Annotated in this window: 17 protein-coding genes and 1 riboswitch; of the genes, 12 read left to right on the forward strand and 5 right to left on the reverse strand. The window is 40.8% G+C overall.

Translation table 11 applies throughout. The features are described 5' to 3' along the window. Positions 1–15: 15 nt before the first annotated feature. Together mqnE and DCO56_RS03610 are read right to left on the reverse strand one after the other, a co-directional pair. Positions 16–1,215 (reverse strand): aminofutalosine synthase MqnE, encoded by a 1,200-nt coding sequence (gene mqnE / locus DCO56_RS03605; protein ID WP_108632358.1) that lies wholly within the window; start codon positions 1,213–1,215, stop codon positions 16–18. A 133-nt stretch (positions 1,216–1,348) separates the two neighbouring features. Next, positions 1,349–3,172, reverse strand: coding sequence for an ABC transporter ATP-binding protein (locus DCO56_RS03610; RefSeq protein WP_108632359.1), 1,824 nt, complete (start codon positions 3,170–3,172; stop codon positions 1,349–1,351). Between the two features lie 270 nt (positions 3,173–3,442). Here DCO56_RS03610 and DCO56_RS03615 point away from each other — a divergent pair, with 270 nt between their 5' ends. Further along, positions 3,443–4,603 carry a pyridoxal phosphate-dependent aminotransferase gene (locus DCO56_RS03615; protein ID WP_108632360.1) on the forward strand — a complete coding sequence of 387 codons (1,161 nt, stop codon included), beginning with the start codon at positions 3,443–3,445 and terminating at the stop codon, positions 4,601–4,603. A gap of 148 nt (positions 4,604–4,751) precedes the next feature. Continuing rightward, on the forward strand, positions 4,752–5,609 hold the full coding sequence (locus tag DCO56_RS03620) for a prephenate dehydrogenase (RefSeq protein ID WP_262707654.1): 858 nt from the start codon (positions 4,752–4,754) through the stop codon (positions 5,607–5,609). A gap of 207 nt (positions 5,610–5,816) precedes the next feature. On the opposite strand, the gene DCO56_RS03625 is transcribed toward DCO56_RS03620, so the two are convergent. The 3 genes from DCO56_RS03625 to DCO56_RS03635 all read right to left on the reverse strand — a co-directional run bounded on the left by DCO56_RS03625 (position 5,817) and on the right by DCO56_RS03635 (position 10,172). Beyond that, positions 5,817–7,013, reverse strand: coding sequence for a tetratricopeptide repeat protein (locus DCO56_RS03625; protein WP_108632362.1), 1,197 nt, complete (start codon positions 7,011–7,013; stop codon positions 5,817–5,819). A 71-nt stretch (positions 7,014–7,084) separates the two neighbouring features. After that, positions 7,085–7,468 (reverse strand): hypothetical protein, encoded by a 384-nt coding sequence (locus DCO56_RS03630; protein ID WP_108632363.1) that lies wholly within the window; start codon positions 7,466–7,468, stop codon positions 7,085–7,087. Positions 7,469–7,571: 103 nt separating this feature from the next. Next, entirely contained in the window at positions 7,572–10,172 is a 2,601-nt protein-coding gene (locus tag DCO56_RS03635; RefSeq protein ID WP_108632364.1) for a TonB-dependent receptor, read from the reverse strand. A 409-nt stretch (positions 10,173–10,581) separates the two neighbouring features. Here DCO56_RS03635 and DCO56_RS03645 point away from each other — a divergent pair, with 409 nt between their 5' ends. The 10 genes from DCO56_RS03645 to DCO56_RS03690 all read left to right on the forward strand — a co-directional run bounded on the left by DCO56_RS03645 (position 10,582) and on the right by DCO56_RS03690 (position 19,585). Beyond that, positions 10,582–11,208, forward strand: coding sequence for a Crp/Fnr family transcriptional regulator (locus tag DCO56_RS03645; RefSeq protein ID WP_108632366.1), 627 nt, complete (start codon positions 10,582–10,584; stop codon positions 11,206–11,208). A 152-nt stretch (positions 11,209–11,360) separates the two neighbouring features. Continuing rightward, complete coding sequence (locus DCO56_RS03650; protein WP_108632367.1) at positions 11,361–12,209, forward strand: NAD(P)-dependent oxidoreductase; 849 nt, start codon at positions 11,361–11,363, stop codon at positions 12,207–12,209. Positions 12,210–12,378: 169 nt separating this feature from the next. Further along, entirely contained in the window at positions 12,379–13,122 is a 744-nt protein-coding gene (locus DCO56_RS03655) for a dienelactone hydrolase family protein (protein WP_108632368.1), read from the forward strand. A 30-nt stretch (positions 13,123–13,152) separates the two neighbouring features. Next, the gene (locus DCO56_RS03660; RefSeq protein ID WP_108632369.1) at positions 13,153–14,418 is read left to right on the forward strand and encodes a hypothetical protein; all 1,266 of its coding nucleotides are present in this window, start codon (positions 13,153–13,155) and stop codon (positions 14,416–14,418) included. Positions 14,419–14,471: 53 nt separating this feature from the next. Further along, entirely contained in the window at positions 14,472–15,314 is an 843-nt protein-coding gene (locus DCO56_RS03665; protein WP_108632370.1) for a VanW family protein, read from the forward strand. 229 nt (positions 15,315–15,543) lie between these two features. After that, a riboswitch (TPP riboswitch) is annotated at positions 15,544–15,636 on the forward strand. Between the two features lie 78 nt (positions 15,637–15,714). Further along, positions 15,715–16,518 carry a hydroxyethylthiazole kinase gene (thiM, locus tag DCO56_RS03670; RefSeq protein ID WP_108632371.1) on the forward strand — a complete coding sequence of 268 codons (804 nt, stop codon included), beginning with the start codon at positions 15,715–15,717 and terminating at the stop codon, positions 16,516–16,518. Further along, on the forward strand, positions 16,508–17,140 hold the full coding sequence (gene thiE / locus DCO56_RS03675; protein WP_108632372.1) for a thiamine phosphate synthase: 633 nt from the start codon (positions 16,508–16,510) through the stop codon (positions 17,138–17,140). Before thiM ends, thiE begins: the two co-directional genes overlap by 11 nt. After that, positions 17,137–17,979: a bifunctional hydroxymethylpyrimidine kinase/phosphomethylpyrimidine kinase gene (gene thiD, locus DCO56_RS03680; protein ID WP_108632373.1), complete on the forward strand. Its 843-nt coding sequence runs from the start codon at positions 17,137–17,139 to the stop codon at positions 17,977–17,979. The genes thiE and thiD overlap by 4 nt, the downstream gene beginning before the upstream one ends. Next, positions 17,963–18,616, forward strand: a complete 654-nt coding sequence (tenA, locus tag DCO56_RS03685) for a thiaminase II (protein WP_108632374.1) — start codon at positions 17,963–17,965, stop codon at positions 18,614–18,616. The genes thiD and tenA overlap by 17 nt, the downstream gene beginning before the upstream one ends. Before the next feature lie 225 nt (positions 18,617–18,841). Continuing rightward, positions 18,842–19,585, forward strand: coding sequence for a GIN domain-containing protein (locus DCO56_RS03690; RefSeq protein ID WP_108632375.1), 744 nt, complete (start codon positions 18,842–18,844; stop codon positions 19,583–19,585). Positions 19,586–19,729: the final 144 nt, after the last annotated feature.

Below are 19,729 nucleotides of genomic sequence, written 5' to 3' on the forward strand. Positions count from 1 at the left end.
TGGGTATAGTCTAATTTATGAGTTCACAACAGGTAGTGCGTAATAACTTTTCTTTTTGGAGTCTTCGTCAAAGACAACATCTTTATAGTCTGTTACCACATTATATAATGTATCCCGTTCGATGGGATGACGTCCTACCTTTTTGATTAATTCCACGACCTCTTGCGTTGTCATCCCGGGCTTTTGCTCCTCGGCACCGGCCATGCTGTAGATTTTGGTTGTATCGTCCAAAGTGCCATCAATATCATCCACACCGAAAGCCAACGATAATTGTGCAGTGTCTCTCGAAATCATGGCCCAATACGCTTTGATATGGTCAAAATTATCCATGTAGATCCGCGCAACCGCATAGTTCCTTAAATCTTCGATAACCGAAACCTCGGGGATGTGCGACATTTGGTTTTCCTTATTCCGAAATTTCAACGGAATAAATGTTTGAAATCCGCCCGTTTTGTCTTGCAGCTGTCTCAAACGCTCCATGTGATCCACCCGGTGCCAAAACTGCTCAATGTGACCATATAACATCGTTGCGTTGGTATGCATCCCCAGACGATGCGCCTGCTCATGAATGTCCAGCCATTGTTCAGCGGTACATTTGTCGTGCGCAATCTGTTCCCTGATTTCCGGATGAAAGATTTCTGCTCCACCGCCGGGCATTGAGTCCAGGCCACAAGACTGCAAATACTTCAGGCCATCATAATGGCTCAACTTTGCTTTCTTGAAAATGTAATAATATTCTACTGGCGTGAGTCCCTTAATATGTAATTCTGGTCGATGTGCTTTACATCTTTTAAAGAAATCCGCATAAAACTCCAGATTCTGCTTCGGCACAACACCACCTGTAATATGCACTTCGGTAACGGCTTCATTGTCATATTTCTTCACAATATCCATCATGCCATCGACTTCCATTTCCCAACCTTCGGCGCGCTCTTTTATCAGCCTGGAATAGGAACAGAATTTGCAGTCATATACACAGACATTGGTGGGCTCTATGTGAAAATTGCGATTAAAAAAGGTATGGTCTCCATGACGTTTCTCACGAATGTAATTGGCTAAGACACCAAGATACCCCAATTCACCCTTTTCATATAAAAGAACTCCCTCATCAAAAGTGATACGCTCCTCTCGCAAAACTTTCTCCGCTATATTTCTTAATTCAACGTCTAAATTTTTATCATTGATCAAGAAATTTAATTTATCTAATGCGTTCATTAATGTATCTCCTATCTTAAACAAATGTACCGAAAAGGCAACAAAAGTTATAATAAAAATGTGACAACACTTATTCAGCAGTGTATCTTTTTCCTGTTATAAAGACGATGAAAACTCTGTCAAAACAATACCTTTAATCTGTAAATTGCTGCATTTCGATCAACTTCTTATATAAGCCTTCGTGTTGCAATAATTCACTATGGCTCCCTGCCTCAACAATCTTTCCCGCTTCGATCACAACGATCTTGTCCGCATTTTGAATCGTACTTAGACGGTGGGCGATGACCACTGTTGTCCGGTTGTCCATCAATTTATAGAGTGAATCCTGTACCAATTTTTCAGATTCGGTATCCAAAGCCGAAGTCGCCTCATCCAGTAGCATGATCGGTGGATTTTTCAGCACTGCCCGGGCAATACAGATCCGCTGACGTTGTCCACCGGACAATTTCCCCCCTCTGTCGCCAATATTCGTTTGGTATCCATGATCAGTCTTAAGAATAAATTCATGTGCATTGGCGATCTTCGCTGCTGCTTCAATTTCTTCCTGACTGGCAGAAAGGTTGGCAAATGCGATATTATTGGAAATGGTATCGTTAAATAAAATCGACTCCTGATTGACCACACCGATCATATTACGCAAAGAATCCTGATCCAGATCTCTTAAATCAATGCCGTCAAAAAGGATCTGACCATCGGTAACATCCATAAACCGAGGGATGAGGTCAACCAATGTTGATTTACCACCACCTGAAGGACCAACCAAAGCCACTACTTTTCCCTTTTCAATCGTCAGGTCTATCCCCTGTAGTATTTTCTTATCCTTCGTGTAAGCAAAATTCACGTCCTTAAAAACAATATTTCGTGCAAAACTTTCAACTTTTTTTGCATTAGGTCTGTCGGTCACTTCACTCCGCTCATCGACCAGTTCCAATACCCGTTCTCCAGCCGCAAGACCATTATGAATACCACTAAAGGCATCAGTCAATGCTTTTGCAGGACGCATAACCTGTGAAAAAATAGCAATGTAGGCGATAAATGCGGGAGCAGTCAAACTCTGATCCCCTGAAAGCACCAGATGGCCTCCATATAACAAGATGATGGCCACCATGATAACCCCCAATAATTCCGAGACAGGTGAACTCATTTGTTGCCGTTTAGCCATCGCACGCCCGATATTAGCATAGCGTTCATTCTCGTTGTGAAATCTATTTTTGATAAAAGAAACTGCATTGAAGGCCTTGATGATTTTGACACCTGATAATGCTTCGTCCAGATAGGAAATCATGTTTCCATAGGACTCCTGTGCCGAACGCGCCTGACTTTTCAGATTCTTTACAATCCGGGCAATAAAAAATGCAGAAATAGGAATAACCAACAACGAAAAGAAGGTCAGTCTTGCTGAAATATTAAACAGCATCACGATATAAGCGATCAATTGCAAAGGTTCTTTGAATACTACTTGCAATGTACCCGTGACCGAATACTGCACAACTTGTACATCGGATGCCACCTTTGAGACGATATCTCCTTTGCGTTGCCCTGTAAAATAGCCGACGTGTAGGTCCATTACATTATCAAATACAGCTCTACGGAGTTTTAACAAGGTGTGGATCCGAAAATTCTCCATAATCCGCTGGCAGAAATAGCGGAAAAGATTGCTTATAAATACAGAAATTACAATAACAATACAAACGTACTTTAATGCGCCATAAGCACCCAATTGTTCATTTGCCATACTAGCGTAGTAATTAAACCATGCTAAAATATCAGTGTAAGTATCAGGTTTTACTGTTTCGACGGTAGCTTCCCCTGTATTAAAAAGTGTATGAAGTAATGGAGCGAGTAATGCTAGATTTAATGTGCTAAAAACAACCGTAATCAAGGTGCAGATTACATACGGAATTGCAAATTTCTCAATGGGTTTAGCAAATGATAAGAGCCTAAAATATGTTTTCATTTATTTTGAACTAAGACAAATTAATTTTATACAAAAAAGTAATTTGCCGATCTCTCCTCTTCCGTTAGGATTTCTTTTAGCGAGGAAATTGAACAAAAATAACAAATTAATCAAGAAAAGCACTCATACACTTCTTTTCAATAAAATTGTTGCACCTCAGTGATAAATACAGAGCGGCGCATTAAATTGAAAAAACGACAAAAATAGCTGCTTTTTATAGATAATTCCCTAATTTAGCTTCATTCAAATACCAAAATTATTAAAAACAAAATGCAAATAGACGTTGCCAAAAGATTGCAGCACACTGAAGAATATTATTTCTCAAAAAAATTAAGAGAAATAGATGAGTTAAATAAACAGGGTGCACGTGTAATCAATCTAGGAATTGGAAGTCCTGACTTGCCTCCTCATCCGGAGGTAATTGCGACATTGAATGAGAATGCCCAACTTCCAAATGTACATGGCTATCAAAATTATAAAGGAGCTCCAGCTCTAAGGCAAGCTGTTGCAGATTGGTATCAACGCTATTATCAAGCTACTTTTAATCCGAACACCGAGATCTTACCGCTCATTGGATCGAAAGAAGGAATCGTACACATTTGCATGACTTACCTCCAAGAAGGAGATCAAGCGCTAATTCCTAATCCCGGTTACCCGGCCTACGCTGCGGCCGTAAGATTAAGTGGAGCAGAAGCAATTACCTATAAGCTTACGCAGGAAAAAAATTGGCTGATTGACTTTAACGAACTTCGTAAACAAGATCTGTCTAAGGTCAAGTTGATGTGGATCAATTATCCGCACATGCCTACGGGTGCCTCGGCCTCGGATGCATTTTATGGTGAATTGATTGCGTTCGCAAAGGAATACAACATCCTCATCTGCCATGACAATCCCTATAGTTTTATCCTGACAGATAAACCACGTAGTATCATGAGCATAGAAGGCGCTAAGGATGTCGCGATCGAGTTAAATTCTTTAAGCAAATCATCCAATATGGCGGGCTGGAGAGTCGGAGTATTGGTTGGTAGTGAGGAGCGTATCAATCAGGTACTACGTTTTAAAAGCAATATGGATTCCGGAATGTTTCTTCCCGTTCAACTAGCCGCAGCGAAAGCCCTGCAGCTGGACGCATCCTGGTACCAGGATTTAAACAAAATTTATGCTGATAGACGTCAGAAAGTTTATGAAATCATGGACCTATTAGGCTGTTCATATCAAAAAGATCAGGTAGGCTTATTTGTCTGGGCCCAGATCCCGAACACCTATGCTGACGGTTATGCGCTGAGCGATGCGGCATTGAATAAAGCACGTGTGTTTATCACACCGGGAGGAATCTTTGGAGATGGTGGCAATCAGTATATCCGCATCAGTCTCTGTGCCACGGTTGAAGTTCTTGATGAATCCATCCAACGTATCAAAGAAAGCTTCTAGCAGCAATTTTCAATGTTAACATTTCAGTCAGATGAATTAGCTCCTGATGACGAAAAACAAAACAGCTATTTCATCTTATGCTAAAAAAGACGGGACTTCAAGAGCCCATAAAATAAATGTGAAGCATTTATACATACAATAAACACGAATTAATAATTATTCACATATGAATATTGCCATCGTAGGCGTAGGCTTAATTGGCGGCTCAGTTGCCATTCGCCTAAAGGAAACAAAATTCTGCAGTAAGATTATTGGTGTAGATAAAAGCGAGAAAAATCTTGACAAAGCGAAGCAGATCGGCTTTATCGACGAAGCAATGACCTTGGAAGAAGCAATAAAAACATGTAAGGTACTTATATTGACTATTCCTGTTGATGCTATTTTGCAGGTCGTTCCACAGATTCTTGATCAGGTCACCGATCAAGTAGTTATCGATATGGGATCCACCAAAACAAACATACTTAACAAAATCAAAGACCATTCAAACCGAGGACGCTATATTGCGGCTCACCCTATGGCAGGTACAGAATATTCTGGCCCAGAAGCTGCTGTTGCGGGTCTTTTTAAAGGAAAGATGATGGTTTATGTCGAGGCCTTCAGGACAGATGAAGACGCTTTCGAAATTACGGATGCGATCACGGATCAACTGGAGATGCGCACTTGCTTCATGAACGCTGACGAGCACGATGTGCATACAGCCTATGTTTCGCATATCTCCCATCTTACTTCATTTGCCTTAGCATTAACAGTATTGGAAAAAGAGAAATCGCAGGGACGCATATTTGAGCTTGCAGGATCAGGCTTTGAATCCACCGTGCGTTTGGCCAAAAGTTCCCCCGATATGTGGACACCCATCTTCAAACAAAATCGGGAAAATGTGCTGGAAGTGCTGGAAGAACATATCAAGCAACTACAGTCGTTACATGATTCCATTGCTAGCGAAGACTATGACAAATTGCACAAACTGATCAAGCGTTCAAATAAAATTAAGCGCATCATTAAATAGGGCGAGCATTCATAATAATAGACCACCTATCTATCGTAATGGTGTAACACAAGTCAATTGCAGCTCCAGTCAGTACTTGCCTAAAATAGAAACGGGGCCGTCCTAACTTTGGACCGTCCCGTTTCCATTTCATTCGTCCTCCAAAAAGTCTCCACTTAACTATTCAATTCTCCGGGAGTACCTTTTATTTGAATCGCTTTCTTCTTTTTACTCGTCTTCCAATTCGTTAAACTTATCTAAATCAAACTTCGCCCCTACCGTATCACCAAGCTTTTCTTTGATAGCGGCACGATAAGAATATAAGTCCGAATAATAAGGATTCAACTCAATAGCCATTGAATAATCAGCCAACGCCCCGTGCATATCTTCCAGTCTTTCCTTAAGATCTGCCCGTAGAGAATATACATAAAAGTCCTCCGGATTCAGTTCGACCAATCGGTCGAAATCAGACAATGCTTCAGGTAGACAACCTAAGCGCTCAAATAAAGAAGCCCGTTCCTCATAAACGATAGACGAGTTATTGTCATTTTCTTCAGCTTTAGCATAGTCCTGCAGCGCTTTTTCGGAATAACGGTATGATTCGAATACCTTCGCACGGAAAACATAGGCAGCAGTTTGATGGTCATCCAGTTCAATTGCCCGGTTAAAATCATCCAAAGCTAGCTCAAAACAGGTGAGTTTAAGATAGAGACTTCCCCTAAAAACAAAGAGATTGCTATTATCTGCCGTATTTTTGTTGATAGCTAAGGTATACAATTCGATTGCTTTCAGATAATCATAACAGTGTACATACTCAAGTCCCAACGAATTCAACTCATCCATACTGAGATCTTTCTGCGTAGATTCTAGCTCTTGAATGACGAGGTTCTCTGCTTCAAAGTAGCTTACCTCAGCTTGGTTTTCCTGCCACTCCAAAACACTATGATAGTTAAAATCCAATCTTTTGGCAATCTGGTAATCATAAAATGCGCCTTCATCTTCTCCGATAATGCGATAGACCAGGCATCGGCTTGCATAAAAATAGGGTTCTTCCTTAAAATATTCAATTGCTGCGGAATAGACAGCTATAGCTTCATCATAAGCCTTTATTTTAAAATAATAGAGCCCAAGGTAACTGTAAGCCAACACGCTTTTCGACAAAGCAATTGCTTCTTCAAAAAGCTGCACAGGATCTTCATCACCGATGATTCCAATAGAAAAGCCTCTTAACAAAAGTTTGATATCTTCTTCCTTGATATGATCAAAGTGGTCTTGGGGTAAGGAAATGATATCCGCTGGAAAAAAAGACGAAATTGGCAAAAAAGAGAACTTAGCAAGCAATACAGGTGTCGGAATTTCAAAATCCGCTTCTGTAACAGCTTTGTCCCAAAGGGTAACAGATAGATTTGATATCAGTTGCTTCATACTCAAAACTAAGCTAAATTTCACTATAAAAGAAATTTAAAGGTCTGCACCCCCTGTTTAAGAAAATAGCTTTAATTCAGTTCTCCGGTCAAATAAAGATATTTGTACCGAACAATATCTCGTGAATTGGTAAATCTGACAAGTTTTTCATGTTTAAAGACATAATTGGAAACTTTATCCTCCATTAAACGTAGAAATTCCACAAACTCCGCAAAAAAATCCTGACGTTCACCAGCTGTAAACTGACTATTTCTTACAATCCAGAAGAATTGTTCTTCATTTACATGAAAAGACACTTCATTTTTCTTCTCTTTTCGAAAAATAAAAATCGGATCATTTTCTTGGTTAATAAATAAAGCAAAACCGGTATTTCCCCCATCCAGGTTTACCACAAAAGCAGAAAAATAGACGGTACCTATCTGTAAATTTTCCAGACAAATTAATTTATGCAACATCAGGTCGACAGTTAGATCACCTAAAAGTATTAAGTTTTTATTAAAAAACAAAAAAAAGACCCACAATTATGTGAGTCTTCTTACTACGAAATAGGATATTTTATTAGAATGTAAACTTCACAGAAGCGTTCCATGTTCTCCCAAGACCGATCAATACAGTGTTAGAAGTATTGATTCCGTTCCAATATTCATTCTTCTCGCCGGCCTTTGTGTTTTCAAAAATATTCGTCGTCGCTTCAGAAATATAGAACTTATTAAATAAGTTATTGATGTTAAATCTAAAACTTATTGCGTTTTTATCACTGATATCTATTTTATAAGAAACCCCGGCATCAACAAGTTGGTACGAAGGTAATTCTAACACTTTGCCCTGACCAGCTTGTCTTGAAGAATACAAGCGATCGTAGGATCTCCAGTCTCCATCAACAGACAGACCTTTCGTGATAAAATACTTGGCACCTAAACCATAGGTTGTTTGTGCGGCATCCCCTACTTTTCCGTTCGTTAGATCGGTTTCTTCTGTTGCCAACACAACTCGGTCTTCATTACGGACAATCGTAACAGATTTTCCATCGTATTTCCAGTCACCAATAGATGCAAAACCTTTAAGGGTAAATCCGCTGAATGGACGGGCAGCGAAGTCCAACTCGACGCCTTTGTGGTTTTGTTTTACACCGTAATTTGAGAAATAAAGATAATCACCTTCCGCTAAGATGTTCGGATCATTGGTGGGATTGTATTTTTCAACATCTGCTTTTACAGCATTTTTTGAATTACCTGTCACCCTATTTTCCCAAGTCGTTTTATAGGCATTCACATTCACATCAATGTATCTTGACACGAATTTATACCCTAATTCAAGACCTAAGATCTTCTCGTTCTCCGCATAGGGGTTCACGTCATTTCTGTAGTTCATGAAGATATTGTTCTGATAAGGCTGACGTGAATAGTATCCAGCGTTAGCAAAAAGACTATGTTTGCCCAAGGTATAGCTTACACCACCTTTGGTGTTATATCCAAAATTATTGACATTTTCCGATTTTGAGTTTTCGGGTTTCTCTAGATAATATTCTCTACGGCTATTTTGCTGTTGTGAAACCGATCCTTGGAAAAATGCGGTAAAACCATTTTTAGCATATTCTAATTGACCGAATAGACCACCGTAACGGATCATTTGCTCATAATCCCATGCTAATCTATTTTCTGTTGATTTAGGTTGGCTAGAAAATGCTTTCCATGGATTGGTTGAATAAGTCTCTGTAATAAAGACATTATTGCCCAAGTTTACGTTACCTACGTTGGCAATTGATGACTGACCCAACATATCGGTCACCTGACGATAGTGCTCACCTTTATAATCGCGTAAGTCAAATCCAACATTGAAATTTAAATTCTCATTTAATTTACGGTTATAGTTAGAAACGATACCATACCATTGATGATTGTTTACATCAGCAGACAAATAAGGGCCCTTATTGGTTTTCTCTGTTCTTTTCGACTGACCACCACCACTTGCTACAGAAGCATAAACAACGGTAGATAAAGAAGACTTATCATCGATGGTCCAGTCCCAGTTAAAATTGGCTACTGGTTTATGGTAGTAATTTTTACGGTAGTTAACTTCAGTACCATTCACTATCTCCACATTACTGTTATATCTTCGTCCATTTTTCAAGTAGTTGTCCAATGTCGAAGTGAAACCTTGATTATGCCATTGTGGGGCACCAGTAACCATTAAGTTAAAGTTGTGCTTCTCGCTCGCTTTATAACCCACAGACAAGAAATAATTTTGTCCCTGCCCTTGTGTACCGTTCACATAACCATCACCGGACCAATGTGTAAACATTGCTGAAACGGCAAAACCGTTTTTCATCATTCCAGTACTATAGCCAACCGTTCCTTTCATCAGCATGTCATTACCGACTGTCGTCCGCACAAAACCGCCTTCTTTCATATCGGTGGACTTGGTTACAAAGTTAATCGTTCCCCCCACAGATGAAATGGCTAATTTGGAAGAACCCAAACCACGTTGGATCTGTACCAAAGACGCAATGTCGGTAAGACCAGACCAGTTTGACCAATATACACGACCATTATCCATTCCATTTACTGGCTGACCATTCAATAAAAATGCGGTATTGGATTGGTCAAAACCACGTGTAGTCATTGAAGATTCACCAAAACCTTTCGCCTGTCCGGTAATGTAAACAGATGGCGTATTTGCCAAAGTTGACGTAATATCTTGCGCACCTACTTTTTCTTCAATTTCAGTTTTGTGAATTGTTGAAACCGCAATAGGTGTTTTTCTACCTACAGCAATATCAATAATACCATGACCAACAACAACAACCTCATCTAAATCCGTTGAAGAGCCCTCCGAAAAAGTCGGGTTTATATTCAACGATTCGCCCGATTTCAACATAATGTTTTCAATGACAACTGGCTTTTCACCAATGTAGGTCACCTCCACTTTGTAGGGACCACCCTCCTGAAGATTTGAAATTTGAAATTTTCCTTGAGCATCAGCTGAGCCGCTTACAACTTGTCCACTTGGGATGTGGGTGATTTTAATGGTTGCTCCTTTAACTGTTTGTCCAGTAGCCTCTTTTACAACTCCTGAAACCGAACTAGTATTTGCCGTTTGTGCATGAACCGCGCCATAACCAGCAAAAACAAGTGCAAAAAAAAGTAAAGACTTTTTCATGTTAGATGTGATTGTTTTGTTTTTGTGCCGCAAAATTAGGAATTGATTGTCTTTTTAACTAATTTTAACACTAGGGTCGCTATAAATACAGCTTTTATATTCCCTTCATATTTTAATCTTCCACAGGTTAAACTCGGTTTTAAAATTAAAAAGTCAATAGACAAGCGGTACCGTTAACATAACCACAACAAAAACACCTTTTTTATATCAATACATGAAAAATAATCAAAATAAAATTTTGTCTTTTTTGAATAACTCAAATAATTCTTCCCTCTCCATATTTATCGTCAACACCACTTCTCTTGCCTGCCTTGATCGGGTTTTACGATCAACACGATCATCTTTTTCAGTGGACATGGAGCTTTCAATACGATTGAAATCGTTATATTTAAATGAATAATAATAAACTATGTTGTCCATTGAGCAAGCTTACGCAGGAATACTAGAACCTGCATTAATTGAAGAAATCACACAGATTGCACAAATCAGAACATTCCATGAAGGTGATCTGATTATTGATACCGATCAGTATATCAGAGCCATGCCCCTACTACTGGAAGGTGCGATCAAAGTTGTTCGGGAAGATGAAGCAAAAGGTGAACTCCTGCTATATTATCTCGAGCAAGGACAGACTTGCACCATGTCTATTGCCTGTTGTATGGGTAATAAAAAAAGTGAAATTCGTGCGTGGGCAGAAAAAGATACTACCGTAGCGATGATCCCTAATGAACAGGTTAATAACTGGATGGGAAAGTATTCTTCATGGCGCAATTTCATTATATCGAGTTATGCGAACCGTATGAATGAAATGCTTCAGGCGGTAGATAATCTTGCCTTTTCCAACATGGAAGAACGCATAGTCAATTACTTGCAAGCGAAAGTAAATCTCAGAAATGACCGGATTCTTACCCTTACTCATCAGGATATCGCATCAGATTTGAACACGTCACGTGTGGTGGTCTCGCGGATCTTGAAGAAATTGGAAAATGAAGATAAAATCGTACTGCTCAGAAATGAAATCAGGGTCTTACTTTAAATCCAAAATAAATTGGTAAGACACGAATATAGCAGCGACTCCTTCGAATCTCGAAATAGCGCGGTCTTAGTGTAGCTTTGCGACTCCCGGATACAAAAACATTTGTACCTTTATTGGTAAGAGAATACTCGATTCACACCATTTAATTTAATATGACAACAGAAAACGTAGGATTTATAGGATTAGGAAATATGGGCCATCCCATGGCAAAAAACCTAGAAAAAGCAGGATTTTCCCTTTCCGTTTATAATAGAAATATCGCTAAGACAGCGGGCTTTGGAGCACAGTCAACTGTTTATAGCGAAATAACGGATTTAATCAAGGACAATGACGTTGTTTTCACGATGCTGACAAATGACGACGCCGTCCAGGAAGTTTATGGAAAAATTCTTGGACTGCCTATCAGCGGAAAATTATTTGTGGACATGAGTACCATTGCACAGGATGTAAGTATTGATCTCGCCCGTAAGCTAAAAGAAAAAGGGGCCACTTTTCTGGATGCACCTGTGGCCGGAAGTACCAAGCCTGCCGCAGAGGGTACACTGATCATTATGGTGGGTGGAGAACAAACAGACCTTGACCGCGCTAGACCTTACCTTGAAAAAATGGGGAAATCCATTAAACATCTCGGTAAAAATGGAAAAGGTCTCGCCGCAAAGCTAGCCATAAATTATTTTCTATCTATTATTTACCAAGGTTTGGCTGAAACAATCTTATTTTCTGATCAATTGGGCATAGAACGTAGCGAAATGCTCGAAATTATTAATGATAGTGCCAGCGGTAGCGGAGCAACAAAAGTAAAGACACCGCTCCTCATCGAACAAAACTATACCGCTGCATTCGCGCTGGACCTGATGTTAAAAGATATCCGATTGGCCCAAAAGGCGGGCGCATCCTATCCATTGCTCGGAACTTTGCTCGATACCTACGAAACGGCACATGAAAAAGGTCTGGGACAATTGGATGTGATCGGAATTATTGAATCTATAAAACAATCCTGAGTTTATAAGGGTTAATAAAACATATTAAGGTCCCGCCCTTACACAAGGCAGTTACCTTAAAGGACGATCATAAACAAATGGTTTAACCAAATCGAATAGCAGATGAATCCGCGGAAGTTAAAACTTCATTTAATCGCGAACAACATCTGTCGGATAAAAAACAGAACAGATGAAAACAGCTTTGACATTATTTCTATTAACTATTGCCACGATGAGCATGAAAGCACAGGAGTTAAAAAAGGTATCCTATAAAGACGGAACACAGCAACTGAATGGACTAATCACATCCAATACGGATAAAAAAGGTCCAGCGGTACTTATTTTGCCCGCATGGAAAGGTATTGACAATGAAGCGACACAAGCAGCCTTGCAATTACAAAAAGAGGGCTACATCGCATTCATTGCCGACATCTATGGTGAAGGTAATATTCCAGCGGACAATACAGCGGCTTCAAAAATCGCAGGTCACTACAAAACTGACTACAAAGCCTATCAGCAACGAATCTCTGCTGCCCTCGACCAATTGAAAAAAGCCGGAGCTGATCCAAAGAAAATTGCAGTAATTGGTTATTGCTTCGGTGGAACGGGAGCTCTCGAAACAGCGCGCGCTGGTTTACCCGTTTCAGCCGTGATCAGTATCCATGGTGGACTCTCCAAATCGCCCGACAGACCCAATACTGCGATCAATGTGAAAGTATTGGTTGAACACCCTGCAGCGGACAAAAGTGTATCAAAGGAAGATTATGATGGATTAGTCAAGGAACTGAACGAAGGAAAGGCTGACTGGCAAATAATTACCTATGCGAATTCCGGGCACACCTTTACCAACCCCGAATCACCGGAATATAACCCTGTTATGGCGAAACGTGCCTGGTCCCATACCTTATTGTTTTTAAAAGAAGTCTTAAACTAAAAAGTCAGCGTAAGCGTCCTCCTTATCCAAATGAACGGTCATCCGAAATCCAGCGTACTGCGTTATGTGATTTTCCAGTTATCGGTATTGCTTTTCTGTGTGGGTGTAGCAAAGTCTCAGGTAAAAAAATCAATTGAAATCGGGGCTCCTAGCCAAGCCATTCTGTTTGTTACCAATGCTTCTGATAAATCAACGGATTTTATGATGCGTCTCCATGATCAAAAGGCAAAAGAAATTATTCGACAGGTTCCTTATAGCACGACTAAGCTCCTAGTGACAAAAACAGATGCCCAGCAACTTACTTTTATCGTCAACAAAAGCAAATGGACATTGGATGTAGCTACCCTCAAACAAAGAAATGCCATGATTCTGTTTGATGGTCAGAGCCGACCAAAAGTGATCTATGAAAGTCAAAGGTATCTCCAGGCCGCAAAGCCAATATTGACAAATAATAAGCAGTCAAGTACGCCTCAAAAAGCGCTTAAATACGATGGGAAACTATTCTTCGATTCCATAGCAGCTATCCCGTTTAAACCATCCAGACAATATGCTGAGGGCATCATTTCCCGATCCAGTCTTCCGATCTACTCCACTCAGAAAAAAGGCAAATATGACGGAACCTATATTTCGCAGACATTTACAGGGGAGAACCTCGAAAAACCCAGCGGTATGATCACAACTGTTTATCAGCAAGGCAAGGAACTCTCCGCAAACAATTTGTCTAATGGAATCAATTTTTACACCAAATATTTTTACAACAAATGGGGATTAATCGATTCGATACAACAGCTTCAAAACAGCAAATGGTCCTCTAGTACAATTTATCAATACTTACCGCATGCTATTCTCATTACCAATCCTGAGCGGCGGTCCGCCTCCATCCATCATTTAAATGATCAATATCAAGTGGTCCGGGAGGAGTCCATCCACTTCGTTTACCAACGGATGCATTGGGTCGACTACCGTTACAATGAAAATGGGCAGCTTATTGAGGAAGTTTCAGGGCTAAATGACGCCATCGAAAACCGTAGACTGTATTATTATGATAACCTAAAAGCAGACAATTTCTCTTCGTGGCAGGTATTTGACGCCACAGGGAAGCTCACTGCCGAATCCAAAATAGCTGTGCAAGGCAACGAAAGCACCTACCTGTTTTATCGTGATGGTACATTGGAATTGAAAATAGTCTCAAAAGAACAGGGCGATTATCAATATGAGAGCACTGTATTTGATAAGCAGAATAAAATCACCTCTAAAACAATACAAACAAAGAAAAGTTCCTCCAATTCTCAATAATTAAAACGCGCAAACTGAAATAGAAGGAAGCAATAAACCATCATTTGTTATTAGTGAAAAAACGGAAATTAATAAGTCAACGTCACCCTTTGCTGTATCTTCTTGCTGTCTGGGCAAGAAGAACACAAAGAAAAGCCATTTGGTTACTGGACAATAAAAAGTATACAAAAACCAAATCTACAACAGTGTTGCAATACCGCATCAAAAAACACCAGTCTGTTTTATTAAAGAAGCTGGGGGAAAACAATATGCAACTGCAGATCAACAAAGTGACGAATCTAAAGATTGCGGCAAAGCAAATCAATGGTATACTGATCCGCCCGGGTGAAACGTTTTCGTTTTGTAAACTGATCGGCCAGCCCACACAAAAGAAAGGCTATCTTCCGGGGATGGAATTGTCTTTCGGTGAAGCACGGGCCGGTATTGGTGGTGGAATCTGCCAGATCTCCAATCTGATCCATTGGCTTGTTATCCATAGTCCGCTGACAGTCACAGAACGTTATCACCATTCTTTTGACCCTTTTCCTGATGATGGGCGTGTGCTACCTTTCGGAAGCGGTGCAACGGTATTTTACAACTATCGGGACTATCAGTTTACCAACAATACAGCCTACACGTTTCAGATCAATCTCTGGTTTACCGAAAAATGTCTTGAAGGTGATCTGAGGATCGATCAGGAACTCGATTTTGCCTATCACGTCATTGAAAAAGAGCATCAATTCCTTAAAATCGGAGATCAATTCTACCGAAAAAATGAAATCTGGCGGGAAAAGTTCCTAAAATTTCAGGGTGGAAAGGTTGTTGATACGGAACTCCTGACAAAAAATTTTGCCCGTGTCACTTATACCCCACTGGACTATTTGGAACTGCCAGCTGAAGACAATATAACGTCTTAAGTGCACCGAATTCATCGTTGAGAGCAATACTGTTCTTGGCAAATAGACTTGCCTGCCATTGCTCATTACTTACCTATCGCTTCCCTCGTATATGCCCAGTCTATTTTCCTCGCTCGAATGCGGCTGAAAATATACGCGCACTCCGGTCTATTGATTAATGTCTAGTTTTACTATTCCGGGACTGAATAAAACACTGGTTATAAAAAGTCCTTTTTTTTGTCTAAGTTTGATATGGCTTTGGGGGTATTCTGTATAGAATTGAGATAGTCCCTTCGAACCTGATTCGGTTTATACCGGCGTAGGGAAAAGCAACCGCTTAGGTATATTGCAATATACCTGACAGCCCATCTGTCTCATTTCTTCCTGACAAAGCCACCTGCAAATATAGATAACAAAAGGAATGGAAGATTTAATTATCGATCTGTTAGCACAGGTCAGAAGACAAAAACCACTTGTACATAATATTACGAATTTGGTGGTGATGAATAGCACCGCCAATGCGCTCCTTGCTCTTGGAGCTTCCCCAGTCATGGTTCACAGTCCATCCGAAGTACGTGAGGTTGTTGATCTTGCACAGTCGTTGGTACTCAACATCGGCACATTGAGTGAACTTACCGCCGAGTCTATGCTTGTAGCAGCAGAACATGCCAATAACATTGGCCGCCCCTGGGTCTTGGATCCTGTTGGAGCGGGAATATCTGCTTTTCGCAATGACTTATTGGCAAATCTACTCGAGTTAAAGCCAACTGTTATCCGGGGAAATGCATCGGAGATCATGAGCCTTTACAATTTCAACCAGGTCAATACCAAAGGCGTGGACAGCACCGCAGACAGCAAGGACGCGATCGGCTTTGGCAAAGCATTACAAGAACAATTGGGTTCTACCATCTGCATCTCCGGAAAGGTAGACTATATCCTATCCGAACAGCATACCGCTGAGGTGCACAATGGGCACCCCTTGATGACCCAGGTTACCGGACTTGGCTGTAGCGCAACTGCACTCATTGGTGCATTTTTAGCGATCACAGACCATCCCTTTGAAGCAGCGACCGCTGGTGTCTCCCTTTTGAGCTTAGCAGGTGAACTGGCAACAGCGCGATCTTCGGGTCCGGGTTCCTTACAGGTGAATCTCTATGATGAGCTCTATCTGCTGAATGAAGAGCGTATCCGGATGCATCTCAACTTGAAACTTTATGGCAATTAATCCCCTATTTCCTTACCCCTTGTATCTGGTTATCTCTGAACAGGACTGCTACCCACAATCTTGGCTCCATGTTGCTGAAGAGGCCATACTCGGCGGTGTAGATATTATTCAGTTACGCGAAAAGAACGAAACCGATACGGGATTTCTGGAAAAGGCAAAGAAGCTAAAGCAGATTACCGATCGCTACGGGATCCCGTTAATCATCAATGATGCCGTGCATATTGCGATTGAAATCGAGGCATGGGGGGTGCATGTCGGACAAAACGACCGTCAACCTTTAGAAATAAGGGAAAAATACGGACAACGTCTTCAAATTGGCTGGTCGCTTGAAGATCGGGCACAACTTGACAGCAAACAGATGGCCGCTGTAGACCACCTTGGTGTCAGCCCAATTTTCCCAACAAAAACAAAAACAGACACCATTACAACCTGGGGAATCAATGGACTGTGCGAGATACGGAATTTAACCGAAAAACCCCTGATCGCCATTGGCGGTATGAACCTGGATACCAGCGCAAGTGCCTGGCTGTCTGGTGCAGATTCCATTGCGGTCGTATCGGCAATTTGCCGAAGTAAAAACCCAAGAGAGCGTAGCGCTCAATTAAAGGAATTATTAACATGAAAATAGTGAAACAATACACAGTGCCCACAGTACTGAGCATAGCGGGGTTTGATGGTAGCGGCGGAGCTGGCATCCAAGCCGATACGAAAACCATATCAGCCCTGGGATGTTATGCAATGAACGTCTTAACGGCATTACCAATACAAAACACACAAGGGGTGCGGAATATTTACGAGATACCGACCCAAGCAGTGCGTGAGCAGCTGGATGCGATCTTCGATGATATTTATCCCGATGCAATCAAAATCGGGATGGTTCATAACATTGAGCTTGTCGAACTGATCAGCAGTTATTTGAAAGATTACCGTGGATCAATCGTATTTGATCCTGTGATGGTATCGACAAGTGGTCACAAATTGATCCATGATGATACAATACAAGCATGCGTGGACTTACTATTCCCGCAAACGACGATTATTACCCCCAATCTGGATGAGGTTAGCGTATTGGTAGGAAGAACGATAGACAATGTCCAAGAGATGGAAAAAGCTGGTGTTACACTGCTTGAAAAAGGCTGTCAATCCGTACTGATTAAAGGTGGACACCTCCAGACAAGCGAACTCACCTCCCTCCTCTTTCAGCAACATGCATCACCATTGGTATTTAAATCACAAAAAATTGACAGCAAAAATACACATGGATCCGGCTGCTCTCTTTCTTCAGCAATAGCAAGCCAGTTGGCGCAGCAATCCCCTCTTGCTGAGGCTGTCGCTACTGCTTTAGATTATGTCCACGAGGCAATCAAAGGCAGCAAGAATCTCGTGATTGGCAAAGGAAATGGGCCACTTAATCATTTCCACAACCCTTCTAAACTTATTATTCATGAAATGGAGCGATAAAGCCTGGGATGCTATAAGACCAATTTATGCTGATATCTTAGCAATGCCCTTTATTTCTGAACTGAGCAATGGCAGTCTACCGCTGGAAAAATTTCAATTCTATATGCGTCAGGATGCGTTCTATCTGGAAGAATTTGGACGTGTATTAGCTTTTATCGGTGCAAAGAGTACTGACAATCAACAAGCCCTGGATTATTTTGAATTTGGACGCAATGCGCTTATCGTCGAAAAAGCGCTCCATGAAAACTATTTTAAAGAATTTGGTCTGGATCCGGAAGACGACAACAAAATAGAACCAGTTTGCCACCATTACGTGCATTTTTTAAAAAGTGTAGCTGCCTTTGAACCTATTGAAGTCGCTATGGCTGCGACTTTACCCTGCTTTTGGATTTATAAAGAAGTTGGCGACCACATCGTTTCGATCGCCAGTGGCGACCAAAACCCCTATTCCAAATGGATCGATACCTATAGTGGTGAGGACTTCGCCGAGGGTGTGAACAAAGCCAAAAACTACGTCGATCAAATTTCTGAACAAACGACTGCAACAAATCGGGAGAAAATGCGACAAGTATTTATAACAGCTTCCCGATTGGAATATCATTTCTGGCAGGCAGCTTACGAAAAGAGCATGTGGTAACCACAAAAACAACTGTTAAATTGTTCGATAGCGAACACCAGTTGTTCAAAAATGGGCAATAGGAGAAAACGTCTAAAAGTAAAAATAGCTATTTATCAGCGATTTACTTGGTTTTTTAAATTCTGGCACCACTATTATATCTGTAAGGGAGGAAATGAGGCTGTTTTTCGAAATTAAAATAAAATTATAATAGCATAAAATTAAAAACTAATAATAGACAAGAGCATGAAAAGAATTTTAACTATCGCCTTTATTTCTTTTTTATACGTTGCCCAGGCCCAAGAACGTGAAACCCGTAAGATTTCCGCTCCGGATGGCATTTCGGCAGCGACATCACTACGTGTTGACTACGTTCACTCCAATCGCAATGAAGTTGTTGTTGAAGCGGACAATGCGGAGCATCTGTCGTTGATAGAGACAAATGTTAAAAATGGCATATTACATGTGCAATATAAACGGAATTCACAGATCAGAAATGCAAGAAACAACCGTGTAACGGTATATTCAAGTAAAATTCCGACAAGTTTTTCCGCTTCTTCCAGTGGATCAATCTACAGCAACGAAACCATCAAGGCAAACAAAATATCCGTCAATGTTTCTTCATCGGCCAGAATTACACTTAAAAAATTAATTGCCGATGATATTTCACTTTCGACAAGTTCCTCGAGTAGGTTAACGGCTGATGTAAGTGCAAAAAATCTAACGGTGAATTCCACAAGTTCGTCAAGACAGGAAATTGCAGGAAGTGCGACGAATCTGGATTTAAATGCCAACTCCTCTACTTCAGTTGACATGGCCGCTTTTACAACTACCAATGCAGAGGTCAATGCCAGCACATCCTCGGGTGTAACCCTAAGTGTTAAGGACAATCTACACGGTAAAGTTTCAACCTCGGCAAAGATCTCCTTAAAAAATCAGCCACGAAATGTCCAAGTTGACAAATCGACAAGTGGCCGAGTCGTTATGTAATTTTAGTTTAGGTCTTTAAAAAAGACTGTTTATTTATGTTTAATGTTTAGTTAGCTAAAGGTGGCGCCTTCCCCAGTGCCACCTTTTTTCCGCCCTTCCCTCATCAGCCAGAAACTGGGCCAGGCTGTTCCTCCAACAACCATT

This window comes from Sphingobacterium athyrii (assembly GCF_003071065.1).
GTDB classification, from domain to species: domain Bacteria; phylum Bacteroidota; class Bacteroidia; order Sphingobacteriales; family Sphingobacteriaceae; genus Sphingobacterium; species Sphingobacterium athyrii.